The sequence below is a fragment of the Auritidibacter ignavus genome (assembly GCF_029853775.1).
Lineage (GTDB): Bacteria > Actinomycetota > Actinomycetes > Actinomycetales > Micrococcaceae > Auritidibacter > Auritidibacter ignavus.
The window spans coordinates 644,490-659,837 of record NZ_CP122564.1 but is presented as its reverse complement, the minus strand read 5'-3'; the positions used below and the strand labels follow the sequence as shown (position 1 = coordinate 659,837).

The 15,348-nt window shown below is 60.8% G+C and carries 15 protein-coding genes; 12 read left to right on the top strand and 3 right to left on the bottom strand.

The annotated features are described in order from the left end of the window. Window positions 1-7 precede the first annotated feature (7 nt). From ybeY to QDX22_RS02895, 6 genes are all read left to right on the top strand, one after another. A complete protein-coding gene (ybeY, locus tag QDX22_RS02920; RefSeq protein ID WP_110098387.1) occupies window positions 8-499 on the top strand; it encodes an rRNA maturation RNase YbeY in 492 nt (163 codons plus the stop codon). 15 nt (window positions 500-514) lie between these two features. Beyond that, a complete protein-coding gene (locus tag QDX22_RS02915) occupies window positions 515-1,864 on the top strand; it encodes a hemolysin family protein (RefSeq protein ID WP_110098386.1) in 1,350 nt (449 codons plus the stop codon). 18 nt (window positions 1,865-1,882) lie between these two features. Then, window positions 1,883-2,911: a GTPase Era gene (gene era / locus QDX22_RS02910; RefSeq protein WP_110100540.1), complete on the top strand. Its 1,029-nt coding sequence runs from the start codon at window positions 1,883-1,885 to the stop codon at window positions 2,909-2,911. Window positions 2,912-3,175: 264 nt separating this feature from the next. Then, a complete protein-coding gene (leuA, locus tag QDX22_RS02905) occupies window positions 3,176-4,924 on the top strand; it encodes a 2-isopropylmalate synthase (RefSeq protein WP_110098384.1) in 1,749 nt (582 codons plus the stop codon). Next, window positions 4,902-5,750, top strand: coding sequence for a DNA repair protein RecO (recO, locus tag QDX22_RS02900; RefSeq protein ID WP_110098383.1), 849 nt, complete (start codon window positions 4,902-4,904; stop codon window positions 5,748-5,750). Before leuA ends, recO begins: the two co-directional genes overlap by 23 nt. A gap of 23 nt (window positions 5,751-5,773) precedes the next feature. Then, window positions 5,774-6,562 carry an isoprenyl transferase gene (locus tag QDX22_RS02895; protein ID WP_233487867.1) on the top strand — a complete coding sequence of 263 codons (789 nt, stop codon included), beginning with the start codon at window positions 5,774-5,776 and terminating at the stop codon, window positions 6,560-6,562. Window positions 6,563-6,591: 29 nt separating this feature from the next. Here QDX22_RS02895 and QDX22_RS02890 read toward each other — a convergent pair whose 3' ends face one another. Next, entirely contained in the window at window positions 6,592-7,656 is a 1,065-nt protein-coding gene (locus QDX22_RS02890; protein ID WP_110098381.1) for an alpha/beta hydrolase, read from the bottom strand. 90 nt (window positions 7,657-7,746) lie between these two features. Between QDX22_RS02890 and QDX22_RS02885 the strand changes: the two genes are divergently transcribed. Beyond that, window positions 7,747-8,904, top strand: a complete 1,158-nt coding sequence (locus QDX22_RS02885; protein WP_110100543.1) for a quinone-dependent dihydroorotate dehydrogenase — start codon at window positions 7,747-7,749, stop codon at window positions 8,902-8,904. Here QDX22_RS02885 and QDX22_RS02880 read toward each other — a convergent pair. Then, on the bottom strand, window positions 8,879-9,484 hold the full coding sequence (locus tag QDX22_RS02880; protein ID WP_110098379.1) for a DUF3043 domain-containing protein: 606 nt from the start codon (window positions 9,482-9,484) through the stop codon (window positions 8,879-8,881). The two genes, QDX22_RS02885 and QDX22_RS02880, sit on opposite strands and share 26 nt — an antisense overlap. A 71-nt stretch (window positions 9,485-9,555) precedes the next feature. On the opposite strand from QDX22_RS02880, the gene QDX22_RS02875 reads away from it, so the two are divergent. Next, window positions 9,556-10,965 carry a M20/M25/M40 family metallo-hydrolase gene (locus tag QDX22_RS02875; protein ID WP_122549369.1) on the top strand — a complete coding sequence of 470 codons (1,410 nt, stop codon included), beginning with the start codon at window positions 9,556-9,558 and terminating at the stop codon, window positions 10,963-10,965. Window positions 10,966-10,990: 25 nt separating this feature from the next. Here QDX22_RS02875 and QDX22_RS02870 read toward each other — a convergent pair whose 3' ends face one another. Further along, complete coding sequence (locus QDX22_RS02870) at window positions 10,991-11,323, bottom strand: hypothetical protein (protein ID WP_110100545.1); 333 nt, start codon at window positions 11,321-11,323, stop codon at window positions 10,991-10,993. A gap of 332 nt (window positions 11,324-11,655) precedes the next feature. Here QDX22_RS02870 and QDX22_RS02865 point away from each other — a divergent pair, with 332 nt between their 5' ends. The 4 genes from QDX22_RS02865 (at window position 11,656) to QDX22_RS02850 (ending at window position 15,320) form a co-directional block, all read left to right on the top strand. After that, entirely contained in the window at window positions 11,656-12,051 is a 396-nt protein-coding gene (locus QDX22_RS02865) for a HesB/IscA family protein (RefSeq protein ID WP_110098376.1), read from the top strand. Between the two features lie 250 nt (window positions 12,052-12,301). Next, on the top strand, window positions 12,302-13,201 hold the full coding sequence (gene ctaC / locus QDX22_RS02860; protein WP_110110177.1) for an aa3-type cytochrome oxidase subunit II: 900 nt from the start codon (window positions 12,302-12,304) through the stop codon (window positions 13,199-13,201). Between the two features lie 5 nt (window positions 13,202-13,206). Beyond that, window positions 13,207-14,922 carry an aa3-type cytochrome oxidase subunit I gene (ctaD, locus tag QDX22_RS02855; RefSeq protein ID WP_110098374.1) on the top strand — a complete coding sequence of 572 codons (1,716 nt, stop codon included), beginning with the start codon at window positions 13,207-13,209 and terminating at the stop codon, window positions 14,920-14,922. After that, window positions 14,919-15,320 carry a cytochrome c oxidase subunit 4 gene (locus tag QDX22_RS02850; protein ID WP_110098373.1) on the top strand — a complete coding sequence of 134 codons (402 nt, stop codon included), beginning with the start codon at window positions 14,919-14,921 and terminating at the stop codon, window positions 15,318-15,320. Before ctaD ends, QDX22_RS02850 begins: the two co-directional genes overlap by 4 nt. The last annotated feature ends 28 nt before the right edge of the window (window positions 15,321-15,348 follow it).

Sequence of the window (15,348 nt, the reverse complement as noted above, 5' to 3'; positions counted from 1 at the left end):
GTCTGCCATGTCCGTTGCTGACGCCCTGCCACACGTCGATGTGCTCAACGAGTCCCAGACCCCTGTAGACACCGACCGTCTCTACCATCTCATCCAGCACCTATTTACCGCATTGCACCTGGCAGAGACCACCGAGCTCTCGGTGGTCTGCGTGGACCCGGGTCCGATGGAACAACTCCACCTGGACTGGATGGATCTGCCCGGGCCCACCGACGTGATGAGCTTCCCGATGGACGGCATGACCCCCGGCACCGCCGAGGAACCCACCGATGGGGTGTTAGGAGACGTGGTGCTCTGCCCAGTCGTCGCCGCCGACCAAGCCCGCGCCGGCGGACACGAGACTGCCGATGAAATGGCACTGCTGCTCACCCACGGCGTGCTCCACCTGCTCGGCTACGACCACCAAGACCCCGCAGCACGCGAGACGATGTTCACACTCCAAGACCGGTTGCTGACCGCATTCCTGGGTTACCCGGCACCGGCACCGACCGTGGACTAAGGGATAACACACCAGATGCTGACCATAACGATCCTGATCCTGCTGGTACTGGCCTGCTTTGGGCTGGTCTGGGTGCTCTCCCTGGCTGAAATCGCCCTGGGCTACATCTCCTACCGGCAAGCCGAAGACATCGTCGCTACCCGACCAAAGAACCCAGCGCTGATAGTGGTCTCCCACCTGCAAGAGCACCTGTTCGCGTTGCAATTCTGGCGGGCTTTCTTCCAAACCGGAGTCGCACTGTGTGTCACCATGCTCATCGACTTCTTCACCGACAACCTGTGGCTGACCATGCTGTGTGCCAGCCTGGCGATGCTGATGGTCGCAGGCCTGCACCTGCTGTTTACCCCGCGTGATCTAGCCTCCCGCCACGAATCTCTCGTGGTGCGCCTTACCGCCCGGCTGGTACGTACCCTGCGCCAAATCCTCGGCCCCATCCCGGGTCGGGTGGTGGCGTCTACCGACGATGACGACACCGAGGACGAAGAACTCGACGAAATTCACGACCGTCACTTCCGCGAGTTCATCTCCCGGGCCGAAGATGCCGATATTATCGACCCGTCAGAGGCCGACATGATTCAGTCGGTGGTCGAGCTCGACGACACGCTGGTGCGCTCGGTGATGGTTCCCCGCATCGACGTGATCTGGATCGAGACCGGCACCACCCTGGAGGATGCCCTGAGCCTGTTCATCCGCTCCGGTTACTCCCGCATCCCGCTCACCGGAGAATCTCCCGACGACATTCTCGGCATCGTCTACCTCAAAGACGTGGTCCGGGCCATCCACCGCACCAAGATGGACACCTCTGCCAGGGTTGACCACATTGCCCGCAGTATCTCTTTCGTCCCCGAATCCAAGACCGTGTGGTCGCTGCTACAAGAAATGCAACGCGACTCCACCCACGTGGCGCTGGTCATCGACGAATACGGCGGTACCGCCGGTGTGGTCACACTCGAAGACCTCATTGAAGAAGTCGTTGGGGATATCTCCGATGAATACGATGTGGACGACCGCGAGGATGTCACCCCGGTCGCCCCGGGGGAATTTTTGGTCACCGGGTCCATGTCCGTCTCCGATTTCACCGAAACTTTTGATCTGTCGATGGATGACAACGACGATGTGGATACGGTGCGCGGTCTGTTTGCCAAACATCTCGGCCGCATCCCCATCGAATCCTCCACGGTGGAGATCGAAAACCTTCGACTCGAGGTCGAAAGCCTCGAACCCCGACGCAACCGCGTCGACCAGATCCGGGTCTGGGTGACCGAACGAGACCGGCGTGGCACCGACCAGGATCCTTCCGAGACCGAGACCGATGTCGAGACCGGCGCCGAGACCGAATCCGCCACCAGTTCCGAGGCCAGCTAGACACACCCCAGGACACCGATGAACGATCACCACGCACCCCAGCATCCCGCCGACAACACTCCCGGCTACCGGGCCGGGTTCATCAGCCTGGTGGGTCGGCCCAATGCCGGAAAATCCACCCTCACCAACGCGCTGGTCGGCACCAAAGTGGCCATCACCTCCTCCAAGCCCCAAACCACCCGGCGGGTGCTCCGTGGCATCATCTCCACCGAGGACTACCAGCTGATCCTGGTCGATACCCCCGGCCTCCACCGGCCCCGCACGCTCCTGGGAGAAAAGCTCAACGACCTGGTGGCCGAAACCCTGGCCGGGGTGGACGCGGTCGGATTGTGTTTGCCCGCCGATGAAGCCATCGGCCCCGGCGACCGGTTCATCGTCACCCAACTGTCCTACCTGAAGGACACCCCCGTGATCGCGCTGGTCACCAAAGCCGATAAAGTCACCAAACAACACCTCGGGGAGAAGCTACTTCACGTCCAGGCGCTGGGCGATGAGATGCTAGCCGAGCACGGGGGATTCGCCGAGCTCGTGCCAGTCTCGGCTTTGACGGCCTTCCAGGTCGACACCGTTGCCACGGTGCTGGCCAACTACGTGCCCGAATCCCCGAAACTGTACCCGGACGATGAACTCACCGATGAAGCCGACACGGTCATGGTCGCTGAACTCATCCGAGAAGCCGCCCTGGAAGACTTCCGCGACGAACTCCCACACTCCCTGGCCGTGGTGGTCGAGGAGATGAGCCTGCGCGAGCGCGACGAGGAGACCACCGCGCAACACGACGCCGGAGACGGGCAGCGCGCGTCTCGACGCCACACCAAAGCACCCATCACCGATGTATACGCCGCCATCTACGTGGAGCGTGACTCTCAGAAAGCGATCGTCATCGGCACGAAAGCAGCCCAGCTGCGCACAATCGGGGCGAGGGCCCGGGCCGAGATTGAAAAACTCTTGGGCACCAAGGTGTACCTGGACCTGCGGGTCAAAGTCGCCAAAGAATGGCAACGCGACCCCAAACAAATGCGCCGGGTCGGCTTTGAGGACCTCTGAGACGACGACCTGCGGCACCACCCCGGATACTGACCCGGCGTGGCAGCCATCACTGAGAACACACACCACGTGTTAGAGTTGCGGTATGCGTTCCTCACCGGTTCTCTCGGCTCTCACCCTGCTACTATCGTGCCGTAGCGGGGCCAAGGTGATGGACTAAACGCAACAACTTCACTTGAGGCCGGACCCCGTTACGGAGTATTGACTCACGGCCTGCCACAGCATTGAACTCACACAAAGCTTTCACAAAGGCAGGAACATCTCATGGAGAATCGTCAACAACCCTCGGGTATGAACATCGGCAAATACGTTCCCTTCCAGGACCACATCACTGTGGAGTTGCCGGACCGAACCTGGCCGGATCAGGTCATCACTAAAGCGCCCCGCTGGTGTGCGGTGGATCTGCGCGATGGGAACCAGGCCCTGATCGACCCGATGGGTCCGGCCCGTAAACTGGCCATGTTCGAGCTGTTGGTCGAGATGGGGTATAAGGAAATCGAGGTGGGCTTCCCCTCGGCCTCTGAAACCGACTTCCGTTTCGTCCGCCAGCTGATTGAAGAAGACCGCATCCCCGACGACGTCAGCATCCAGGTGCTCACCCAGTCTCGGGAACACCTGATTGAACGCACCTATGAAGCCGTGGAAGGTGCGCCCCGGGCCATCATCCACCTGTACAACTCCACCTCCATCGTCCAGCGCCGGGTCGTGTTCCGTGAAGACCGGGCCGGGATTATCGATATCGCCACCCAGGGTGCGCGGTTGTGTCGCAAATACGAAGACCAGCTGAAAAACACCGAGATTGTCTACGAATACTCCCCGGAATCCTTCACCGGCACTGAGCTGGAGTTCGCCGCCGAAATCTCCGAGGCCGTCATGGAGGTCTTGGAGGCCTCCCCAGACCGACAGATGATTCTCAACCTGCCGGCCACCGTGGAGATGGCGACCCCCAACGTCTACGCCGACTCCATCGAGTGGATGCACCGCAATCTGGCCCATCGCGACTCCATCATCCTCTCCCTGCACCCGCATAATGACCGCGGCACCGCGGTGGCCGCCTCCGAGCTGGGGTATATGGCCGGGGCCGACCGGATTGAAGGGTGCTTATTCGGTAATGGCGAGCGCACCGGTAACGTCGATCTGGTGACGTTGGGCATGAACCTCTACACCCAGGGCATCGACCCCGAGATCGACTTCTCCAATATGCCCAAGATCCGCCGAGTGGCCGAATACGCCAACCAGATGCCGGTCCACGCCCGCTCGCCCTGGGCCGGGGACCTGGTCTTTACCGCCTTCTCCGGCTCCCACCAGGATGCGATCAACAAGGGCTTCGACGCCATGGACGCCACCGCCGCCGAAAAGGGCGTGGACGTCAACGATCTGGTCTGGGAAGTGCCCTATTTGCCGGTGGATCCCCAAGACTTGGGTCGTAGCTACGAGGCCGTGATCCGTGTCAACTCCCAGTCCGGCAAGGGCGGGGTGGCCTACCTGTTGCGCTCCGAGCACCACCTGGACTTGCCACGGCGGGCCCAGATCGAATTCTCCCGGGTGATCCAAGACCTCTCCGACGCTCAGGGCGGGGAGATCTCCGGCGACCAAATCTGGGAGGTCTTCACCAAGGAATACCTGCCCAGCCCAGAAGAAGCCGACCGCTGGGGCCGCTACCAGTTCGTCTCCTCTTCTTCGACGACCACCGAGTCCGGCGAGTTCTCGATGACCGTGGAGATGATGGTCGATGGCACCGTCCACAGCCGTTCCACCGAGGGCAACGGCCCCATCTCGGCGATGGTGAAGCTCTTCCACGACGCTGGGGTGGATGTGCGCGTGCTGGACTACACCGAACACGCGCTGTCAGAAGGTGGCGAGGCCATGGCGGCCGCCTACGTCGAATGCGCGATTGGCGACCGCGTGCTGTGGGGCGTGGGCTTGGACCACAACACCTCCACCGCATCACTGAAAGCCGTCACCTCCGCGGTGAACCGCTTCATTCGGGATGAGGAAGCCACCGCTGAGTAAGACTCGTGGTGGATCCGGTGGTAGCCGATCGCGTCGTGCCGGGGCCAGCTATGTTGCTCAGAGCTACCGGTGCGATGCGATCGTGCTACGCACCTATAAACTCGCCGAGGCCGACCGGATTATTGTCGCACTGAGCAACACGCACGGCCAGATTCGGGCCGTGGCCCGCGGAGTGCGGCGCACCACCTCGAAGTTCGGGTCCAGCCTGGAACCATTTATGCACACCGGCCTGCAAGTAGTGCCCGGAAAATCCTTAGACATCATCGCCCAAACTCAAACCATCCACCCCTACGGGGCCATCATTGCCGCCGACTACGACTCCTACGGGGCTGCCTCCGCGATGGTCGAAACTGCCGAACGACTCACCCGAGCAGAGGACACGCCCACGACCGCCGAGCACTATCGACTGCTCTATGGGGCAATGGCCGCACTGGCCAAACACCAGCACCCGCCGCGGTTGATTATGGACTCCTACCTGCTCCGGGCCCTGGCGCTGGCCGGATGGGGTGCCCACTTCGGTGACTGTGTCTCGTGTGGGGCGCCGGGACCTCACGTGCAAGTCTCCATCCTGCTGGGTGGGACCGTGTGCTTCGACTGCCGGCCCCAGGGCGCGCTGGCACCCAGCCGGCAGGCCATCAGCCTGTTGGCCGCGCTGGCCACCGGTGACTGGGATGCTGCCGGGCAGGCGTTGGCCGATGCCACAGCCCACGAGCTGGACCCCAGTCGTGTCATCGAGGAGGCCTCCTCGATCGTGGCACAATATTTAAGATTCCATGTTGAACAAAACCTGCACTCGCTGCAGGTCATGAACCAGCGCGAGCTCTGACCCATCGGAAGGCCCTGTCCACCGTGACTCGTACCGACTACCTGGATCCCGCACCCCACCCCTCGGGAGCACAACCGCCACAACTTCCTGCCAAGGTGTTGCCCCGCCACGTGGGGATCGTGATGGATGGAAACGGTCGCTGGGCCAATCAGCGAGGACTGCCGCGCACCGAAGGGCACCGGGCCGGAGAAGCTGCGCTACTGGATGTGATGGCCGGTGCCCTCCAGCTGGGCATCGAATACGTCTCGGTGTATGCCTTCTCGACCGAGAACTGGAAACGCTCTCCCAGCGAGGTCCGGTTCCTCTTGGGCTTTTCGCGGGACGTCTTGCGTCGCCAACGCGACACGCTCAACAGCTGGGGTGTGCGCATCCGGTGGAACGGTCAACACGGGCGACTGTGGAACTCGGTGGTCAACGAGCTACGCGCCGCCGAGGAACTCACCCGGGACAACGACCGCTGTCAGCTGATGATGTGCGTCAATTACGGGGGACGCGCCGAGATTACCGAATCGGTCAAAACCATCGCCGCGCAGGTGGCTGCCGGGAAGCTGAAGCCACAGCACATTACTGAGGACACCATCAGCGCCCACCTGGATGAACCCGATGTGCCCGACGTAGATTTGTTTCTGCGCACCTCCGGAGAGCAGCGCACCTCAAATTTCTTGCTATGGCAATCTGCCTATGCCGAAATGGTCTTCACCGACACCCTTTGGCCCGATGTGGACCGCCGTACGCTGTGGGAAGCCGTCGAAACCTACGCCCGACGGGATCGTCGCTACGGCGTAGCCGTCGACCAGATCACCGGCCGGTAACCACCGCCGCAAGCCCAGCGGAGCAACGTTTAGACTTCCGGCCAGCCCAAGGCCCACTCCAACCAGGTGGTCGCCACGGTCAGCGCCTCCCGACGAACCTCGGGTGCTGAGGCAAAGACATCGTGGAGCGCATCGGTGATTTTTACCAGCGTCATCGTTCGTCCCAGGTGCGCGGCCCGGTCGGCCGTGACCTTGACATCAATCACCGCGTCAGCCCGTTGCACCTCGGGCTGATACTTCATGGTGAACTTCGTGTCCCGACTAGTCAGTACCAAAATCGGCTCCCGAATCTCTAGACCACTGGCCACCAGACGGTGTCCGGTCAGTACCGCGATTAGCCAGGTCCGCGGCACCCGAAACGAGTAGCGGGGCCGCCACAGCGGGTGCAGGTTCCACTCACCGTGCGCCTGGGCCGATAGTGACTGCCAGTAACTATCCGTGTGCGGCAGGTTCACCATCGAGTTCGGCGAGATCTTACTCAACGGCTCCATCACCGCCTGGGCCATGCCGCGCACCCACGAGTTGCCCTGCAACTCCAACCACGGCGAATTCATGATCAGCGCCCGAATCCGCCCCGGATGTCGCTGGGTCCACAGCGATAAGGTCAACGCCCCCGTGGAGTGCCCGAGCAGAACCGGCCGCTGTCCCGGATGCAACCGGTCCAGCACCGCCAGCCCGGCGCGAATCTCATCATCGTAATTGGACAGCGAGTCAATGAATCCCGGGGTTTGATAGCTCCGCAACGACCGGCCATATTTGCGCAAGTCCAGGGCGTAAAACCGGTAGCCGGCCTGCTCGAAGGCCTCGGCCTCATCGGCGTTAAAGAAATAATCCGACCACCCGTGTACCGAGAGCACCGGAATCGTGTCTGGTTCGGCGCTGCAGTTACGCCCGGGCACCGGGAGGCTCCAGTCAACGTCTGCCGGCGCACGGCGCACCAGGGTGGCCGAGACCGGGCCCTGGTCGTCATAGCCCAGGGGCAAAGATAGCCGTTGAAATCCCCGCATGATGTCGGGTTCCCACACCCCCGGGGCAGTATCGGTGAGGTAATCCGGAAGCTGATCTGGTGCAGGATGAATCGGTTGCTCGGACATACAGGACACCTTCGGCTGAATCAGGTCGCGGTCAGAGAGCAGGCGGAGAGGATCACGACGAGGCGAAACAGAATATGGTTCAATGATGGCATGACCGCTGAATCCACCGACTGGAACCTGTCTGGCACACCACGGATCTACCCGGAGGTCTTCCGGCTGGTCTTCCAGAACATGGAACCCGAGCGAGCACACGGGATCGGATTTCAGGCCATCCGTTCAGCGGAATCAACTGGTCTCTCTTTAGCGTACCGAAAGCTCGCTACTGCTGACCCGGCCCTGCGGACGCGGGTGATGGGCCTGGAGTTTCCCTCGCCCTTCGGGCTGGCCGCCGGATTCGATAAAGCAGGCCGGGGTACTGCCGCGCTGATGGACCTGGGCTTCGGGCACGTGGAAGTCGGCACCATCACCGCCCAACCACAACCCGGCAACCCGGCACCGCGAATGCATCGACTACCTCAGGACCAGGCCCTGATCAACCGTATGGGGTTCAACAACGCCGGGGCCCGCGTTATTGAACCCCGGCTGGCTGCAACGCGGAAAAAACTCACCCGCCGGTTTGGGACCCACCGCCCCATCCTCGGGGTCAACATTGGCAAAACCAAAGTGGTCGCACTCGACAACGCCGTGGAAGACTACCGCGAGTCCACCGATCGGCTGGCTCGCCACGCCGACTATCTGGTGGTCAACGTCTCCAGCCCCAATACCCCCGGTCTCCGGCAACTCCAGGCCGTGGAAGCGCTTCGTCCGATCCTGACGGCGGTGCGCGATCAGGCGCTGAAATCTACCGGCCGTCACGTGCCATTGGCGGTGAAAATCGCCCCCGATCTCGCCGATGAGGATGTGCTGGCGGTGGCTGACCTGGCCGGGGAACTCGGGCTGGACGGTTTGGTGGCCACCAACACCACGATCTCCCGTGAGGGCCTGGTCACCGACCCGACCACCGTGGAGTCCTACGGCGGTGGGGGACTGTCCGGCAAACCCCTTAGCCAGCGTTCCCTGGATGTGCTCACTCTGTTGCGTGCCCACCTGGATGCCACTGGATCCTCGCTGGCCGTGATGTCCGTCGGGGGAGTGACCACCGGAGCGGATGTTATCCAGCGCCTGCGTGCCGGAGCTGACTTAGTGCAGGGCTATACGGCCTTCCTCTATCAAGGACCGCTGTGGGTCTACCGGATCAACCGGGATCTGCGCAATAACCTGAGCGCTTGGCGTCACGAGCGGGTTAGCGGGGGAATTCCCCACGCTTGACCTGGGGCTTCGGCAGGCGTAACCGGCGCAACTGCAACGCGCGCATGGCACCGTACCAGCGCACACCGCGCTCCAGCTCCCCAAATTTCTCGGTCAGACGTTTCTTCAGCTGGTGGCCGACCCAGAAGCCTTCGACCACCACGACCACGACCAGCACCATCAGGCCCACCGAAATAAAGACCTGGACCTCTGGAATCTGGACAAAAGACAGCAATAAGAACACCAGCACCATGATCATCAGCCACTCGCTAATCCCATAGCGGGCATCCACAAAGTCCCGGGCATAACGCCGCTGGGGACCCTTATCGCGATAGGGCATGTGCTTCTCATCGCCGGTCTCCATGGCACGACGCATTTTGGCGCGCTCTTCGGCGACCGCCTGGCGCTGGGCCCGTTTGGCCTCCTTGCGGTTATCCATAATCAGCGGGCGACGGTTGGCTGCCTCCTGATCACGACGTTTCGGGGTCGGGGCACCCTTAGCGGGGGTCGTCTTCGAGTTCTTCTTCTCCACCACCGGCTCGATGGTGGCCTCTACCTCGTCGACCTCAGCAGTCTTCTCAGTCTTCTTACGTCCAAACACGTCCCCTATTCTATGCGGAATCACCCTCACCCTCTGCCACCCGACCCGCACCAACAACTACTGTGGTGTTCATGGCCGATCACACTGAACTCACCGCTGACGATGCCACCGACTGGGTCACCGCTCACGCTGACCAGATTCTGCAACACCTCACCGAGCTGGTCGCGATCCCCTCCATCGCCTTTCCCGGCTACGACCGCACCGTGCTGGACACCTGCGCTGAAGCCGTGAAAGCCCTGATGACCCGGGCCGGTTTCGATGAGGTAGAGATCCTGAGCGAACCGCTGGATCCGAAGCAACCGGACGGCGACCGCGGTGGCCCGGCCGTGCTCGCCCGCCGGGCGCCGGCCCCGGGAGCCCCCACGATCCTGCTCTATGCCCACCACGACGTGCAACCCACCGGAGATCTGGCCCTGTGGGACACCGGCCCCTTCACTGCCACACGTATCGGCGACCGCCTCTACGGTCGCGGGGCCGCCGACGATAAAGCCGGGATTATGGTCCACGTGGCAGCGGTGACCGCACTCAACGAGCTACTGGGTACTGACCACGGGCTGGGGATCACCGTGCTGATTGAAGGTGAAGAAGAAGTCGCCTCACCGACCTTCCGCGCCTTCCTTGACCGCCACCGCGACAAGCTCGCCGCCGACGTGGTGGTCGTTGCCGACTCAGCTAACTGGGCCGAAGGCGTGCCCGCGATCACCAGCTCGCTACGCGGGGTGGTTGATGGCACCATTCATGTCAAAATCCTCGATCACGCGGTGCACTCGGGCCTGTTTGGGGGAGTGGTACTTGATGCGGCCACCGTGCTCTCCAAAGTTATTGCGACCTTACACGACGAGCACGGAGACGTGGCCATCCCCGGCCTGCACGGAACATCGGGCCAGGCCCAGGTGGACTACCCCGAAGAGGACCTGCGTGCCCAGGCCGGCATCGTGGACTCGGTGCGGTTAGCCGGCACCGGGTCGATTGCCGAACGACTCTGGCATAAACCCGCCCTGAGCATTTTGGGAACCGACCTACCGGAGCTCAACCACGCCTCAAATACCATCATCCCGCAGGCCCGGGCGAAGTTCTCACTACGCATCGGCCCCGGGGTGACCCCCGACGAGGCGATGCAACGCGTCCGGGAGCACGTGGAGTCCCTCGATATTTTCGGCGCCGAGATCACCCTGGAACCGGGCGAGAAAGGTTCACCATTTAGCACTGACCTCGACTCGGCCACCACCCAGCTGATGTTGTCCTGTCTGCGGGATGCTTTTGGGACCGACCCGGTCGCCACCGGTCTGGGCGGGTCCATCCCCCTGACCGGAGATCTCGCCGAAGTCTTCCCCGAAGCCACTATTTTGATCACCGGGGTGGAGGACCCAAATACCCGGGCGCACTCGGCCAACGAGTCCTTGTACCTTCCGGATTTCTACCGGTGCATTACCGCCGAAATCCTGTTGCTGGCCCGTCTGCTTAATCGGGCCAGATCGTGAACAATAGAACAATCCCACCGCTGGGTCAGTCGCTGGCGGTTAGCTCGGACGGGTTGCCCTCGTTGCGGCTTAGCCCCAACTCGTCGGCGAGGTCCTGGAAATCCTCGACAACTTGTTGTTGTGCTTGTGCTGAGAGATCGTCCTCGAGGATTGAAAAGGTAGTCGTGTAGCGAAAACTGTCACCGCTACCGTAGGGCTCCGGACCGAGCTGAGGCTGGCCCTCGACCGTCCAGAGTTCATCACCGAAAGTCGCGACCTGTTTGCCATATCGTTGCGGCATTCCCCGCACCACTGTGTCAAGTTCGTCCAGGTGCTCCTCGGGGATGGTGACCGTACGCGGGCGGAAGATCGAGGCCATCCTAGCCAAGATCCTTTCTACGATAGTGCGGTCGTGCTGTTAACGCTTCTGAAAACGAACTTGTTCGGTAACCTATGACTCACGCTAACAATCATGTCTGTTTCAGCGGGCACACTGGGGGCGACGATCTACCAGGTGGTCAGGGGACCGTCGCTGAGACCCCGGGTTGCGCTCTGCGTGACAAAACACCCGCCCCGTTATAACAGAGTGTCTACAATGGAAGACAAAGCATCTGAGGCTATGGCTTTCGTGAGGCCCTCAGGCCCAGGTGCGACCTAATTGAACCATCCGATCTACGTGATCTCCTTGATCGATCTGAGAGAAGGCGGAAAATGACTACTGAAGCACAGGAACAGTCGTCCGTGAATCTGCCGCCGGCCGCACCTGCCGACGGGTTGCCCACCCACGAGGTCACCCTCAGTGATGTTGCGGCCGCGAAGGTCCGCGAGCTACTCACCCAAGAGGGCCGCGAAGATCTTCGGTTGCGCATCGCTGTTCAGCCCGGGGGTTGTTCCGGACTGATCTACCAGCTTTACTTCGATGAGCGCGTCCTTGACGGAGATGCCGTCCGCGATTTCGACGGCGTTGAGGTGATCGTCGATAAGATGTCGGTTCCGTATTTGATCGGCGCCAACATCGATTTTGAAGACTCCATCACCAAAGTGGGATTCACGATCGACAACCCAAACGCTGCAGGATCGTGCGCTTGCGGTGATTCCTTCCACTAACGGCTGAGGAACCAAGCCAGAGTGCAGTACCGAGGTACGGGACAGTAAATGACAGCGGACCAGACCATGAGCCCATGATCTGGTCCGCTGTCTCGTGTCATTGTTCACCCCAGGTGGTCCTGAGACTCTAAAATAGAAAACACCATAACGGTCTTGGTCTGTGCCCAGACTTCAGTCCGCTGAGGAAAACGGGGTACAGTTCTATATAGACACACTCGCACTGATTTGTAATGAAGAGGAAGGGCCGTCTGTGAGATCGCAGAATCAAGCCGGCAGCCACGGTAAACGGCTTCTCCAAGGAGGAGCGCTAGCCACCATCGGGTTGCTTGTTCTCACGGCATGTTCAGAACAAGTAAAGCGGGGCTGGCTACCAGGCAGCAACGACACCACGAACCACACGGAAGAACTGACCCACTTGTGGGTCGGCTCGTGGATCGCCGCCTTGGTGATCGGCGTGGCCGCATGGAGCCTGATGCTGTGGTGCATGATCGCCTATCGTCGTCGTAAGGAAGATCGTGGTTTCCCGCGTCAGAACGCCTACAACGTTCCGATGGAAACCATGTTCACTATCATCCCGATCATCTTGGTCCTCACCCTGTGGGGTTTCACCGACCGCGTGCAGCGCTCGGTCGACACTCCGGTTGAAGACTCCCCGCTGACCGTCACCGTTTACGGTAAGCAGTGGGCGTGGGACTTCGACTACGAATACGACGGCGAAGAGCGTCACTTCTACGGCGAGCAGGCTCACCTCGACGGGTCCGAGGGCGTCGAAGAAACCTTGCCGACCCTATATCTGCCGGTTGATGTTCCTGTCGAGTTCCGTCTGAAATCTCGTGATGTGGTCCACTCCTTCTGGATCCCAGCTTTCTTGCAGAAGCTCGATATGGTTCCCGGCCAGACCAACCATATGTACCTGACCCCTCAGGAAGAAGGGACTTTCCAGGGCAAGTGTGCTGAGCTGTGCGGTGAATACCACTCAGAAATGCTGTTTAACGTCGAAGTTGTCTCGGAAGAAGAATTCCGTGACCAACTCGAGCAGTTGCCTGAGGGTCTCTCCGGTGATGAGCTGAACCGTAACACCAACCAGAACGAAGACGGTCAGCAAGATGCTGAGATTCCGCTCGGTGACCCGGAACGGGTTGAGGAGTAATAACTATGACCACCTATGAATACACCCAGGATGACTCGCAGACTCGAGCTCAACCTCGAGTAGTTCCGGTATCCAAGGGGCGCATTGTCGTCAACTGGCTCACCACCACTGACCACAAGACGCTTGGGTACATGTACCTGATCACCTCCTTTGCGTTCTTCTGCATCGCCGGTGTGATGGCACTGTTGATCCGTGCCGAGCTGTTCAGCCCAGGTATGCAGATCCTGCAGACCAAAGAACAGTTCAACCAGCTGTTCACCATGCACGGAACCCTGATGTTGTTGATGTTCGCCACACCGCTGTTTGTGGGTTTCGCCAACGTGCTGGTGCCACTACAGATTGGTGCCCCCGACGTGGCCTTCCCTCGACTGAACGCCCTGGCCTTCTGGTTCTTCCTGTTCGGTTCGCTGATCGCCACCGCCGGGTTCCTGACGCCGCAGGGTGCAGCCTCCTTCGGTTGGTTCGCCTATGCGCCCCTGTCCAACACGACATTCTCACCCGGTGTGGGTGGTGATCTCTGGGTCTTTGGTCTGGCGCTACAGGGCTTCGGCACTATCATGGGTGGTGTCAACTTCATCACCACCATCATTAGTATGCGTGCTCCAGGTATGACCATGTGGCGTATGCCGATCTTCACCTGGAACACCCTGATCACCAGTATCCTGATCCTGATGGCCTTCCCGCCACTGGCCTCGGCGCTTTTCGCACTGGGTCTGGACCGTCGCTTTGATGGCAACATCTTCAACCCGGAAAACGGTGGTGCCATCCTCTGGCAGCACCTGTTCTGGTTCTTCGGACACCCCGAGGTGTACGTGATCGCGCTACCGTTCTTCGGTATTGCCTCAGAGATCATCCCGGTTTTCTCCCGCAAGCCGATCTTCGGGTATAAGTCTCTGGTGTTTGCGACCACCGCTATCGCTGCGTTGTCTATGACCGTGTGGGCACACCACATGTACGTCACCGGTTCGGTACTGTTGCCGTTCTTCTCGCTGATGACCATGCTCATTGCGGTCCCGACCGGTGTGAAGTTTGTGAACTGGATCGGCACCATGTGGCGCGGATCCATTACCTTCGAAAACCCAATGCTGTGGACGCTGGGCTTCATGGTCACCTTCCTCTTCGGTGGTCTAACCGGTGTCATTCTGGCCTCCCCGCCGCTGGACTTCCACGTTTCCGACACCTACTTCGTGGTGGCACACTTCCACTACGTGATCTTCGGTACTGTGGTCTTCGCGATGTTCGCTGGCTTCTACTTCTGGTGGCCGAAGTTCACCGGAAAGATGCTCAACGAACGTCTGGGGAAAATCCAGTTCTGGATGCTGTTCATTGGCTTCCACGGGACCTTCTTGGTTCAGCACTGGCTGGGTGTTATGGGCATGCCTCGCCGCTACGCCGACTACATGCCGGAGGACGGTTTCACCGGTATGAACCAGTTCTCCACGGTCTTTGCGATGTTGCTGGGTGCCTCGATGATTCCATTCTTCTGGAACATCTACATCACCCACCGCAAGGCCAAGAAGGTCACCGTCGACGACCCGTGGGGCTTCGGTGGCTCGCTGGAGTGGGCAACCTCCTGCCCGCCACCGCGCCACAACTTCCACGCTCTGCCACGAATCCGTTCCGAGCGCCCGGCACTGGACCTGCATCACCCCGAGTTGCTCCCCAGTTCGCCGGATCCTGAGTCCTCATACCGTATCGACAAGGAAGGTGCACGGGCATGAAACCATCAATCGCCGTTTTCAACATCATTGGTGCCTTCTTCGTCATCGTCGCTGTGATCTACATGTTCGCCACGCGTTTTACCGAATGGGTTGGCATCCCGGCATTCTTTGCCCTGGCAGCGATGAGCTGGATGATCTCCTTCTACCTGTGGCTCACCGACCGGAAATTCAAGACCGGACCGTCCGATCGTGAAGACGGTGAGATCGAGGATTACTCCGGTACCTACGGCAGCTTTGCGCCGTGGAGCTGGTGGCCGCTTGGGCTGGGCGTGGCCTGCGCAGTCATTGTGCTCGGCGTTGCTGTTGGTTGGTGGATCTTTTTCATCGGTGCCGCACTGGGCTTGTTCTTCCTTATTGGATGGGTCTTCGAGTTCTCGACGGGGGAGCACGCCCACTAAGGCGAAAATTCAGCCCCGCCTAGTATGA

What these genes read in the sequence shown, in the direction of transcription:
- ybeY (WP_110098387.1), top strand. Translation starts at nt 8, where the DNA reads ATGTCCGTTGCTGACGCCCTGCCACACGTCGATGTGCTCAACGAGTCC.
- ctaD (WP_110098374.1), top strand. Translation starts at nt 13,207, where the DNA reads ATGACCACCTATGAATACACCCAGGATGACTCGCAGACTCGAGCTCAA.
- recO (WP_110098383.1), top strand. Translation starts at nt 4,902, where the DNA reads ATGAGGAAGCCACCGCTGAGTAAGACTCGTGGTGGATCCGGTGGTAGC.
- QDX22_RS02885 (WP_110100543.1), top strand. Translation starts at nt 7,747, where the DNA reads ATGACCGCTGAATCCACCGACTGGAACCTGTCTGGCACACCACGGATC.
- era (WP_110100540.1), top strand. Translation starts at nt 1,883, where the DNA reads ATGAACGATCACCACGCACCCCAGCATCCCGCCGACAACACTCCCGGC.
- QDX22_RS02890 (WP_110098381.1), bottom strand. Translation starts at nt 7,656, where the DNA reads ATGTCCGAGCAACCGATTCATCCTGCACCAGATCAGCTTCCGGATTAC.
- QDX22_RS02850 (WP_110098373.1), top strand. Translation starts at nt 14,919, where the DNA reads ATGAAACCATCAATCGCCGTTTTCAACATCATTGGTGCCTTCTTCGTC.
- QDX22_RS02915 (WP_110098386.1), top strand. Translation starts at nt 515, where the DNA reads ATGCTGACCATAACGATCCTGATCCTGCTGGTACTGGCCTGCTTTGGG.
- QDX22_RS02865 (WP_110098376.1), top strand. Translation starts at nt 11,656, where the DNA reads ATGACTACTGAAGCACAGGAACAGTCGTCCGTGAATCTGCCGCCGGCC.
- QDX22_RS02870 (WP_110100545.1), bottom strand. Translation starts at nt 11,323, where the DNA reads ATGGCCTCGATCTTCCGCCCGCGTACGGTCACCATCCCCGAGGAGCAC.
- leuA (WP_110098384.1), top strand. Translation starts at nt 3,176, where the DNA reads ATGGAGAATCGTCAACAACCCTCGGGTATGAACATCGGCAAATACGTT.
- QDX22_RS02875 (WP_122549369.1), top strand. Translation starts at nt 9,556, where the DNA reads ATGGCCGATCACACTGAACTCACCGCTGACGATGCCACCGACTGGGTC.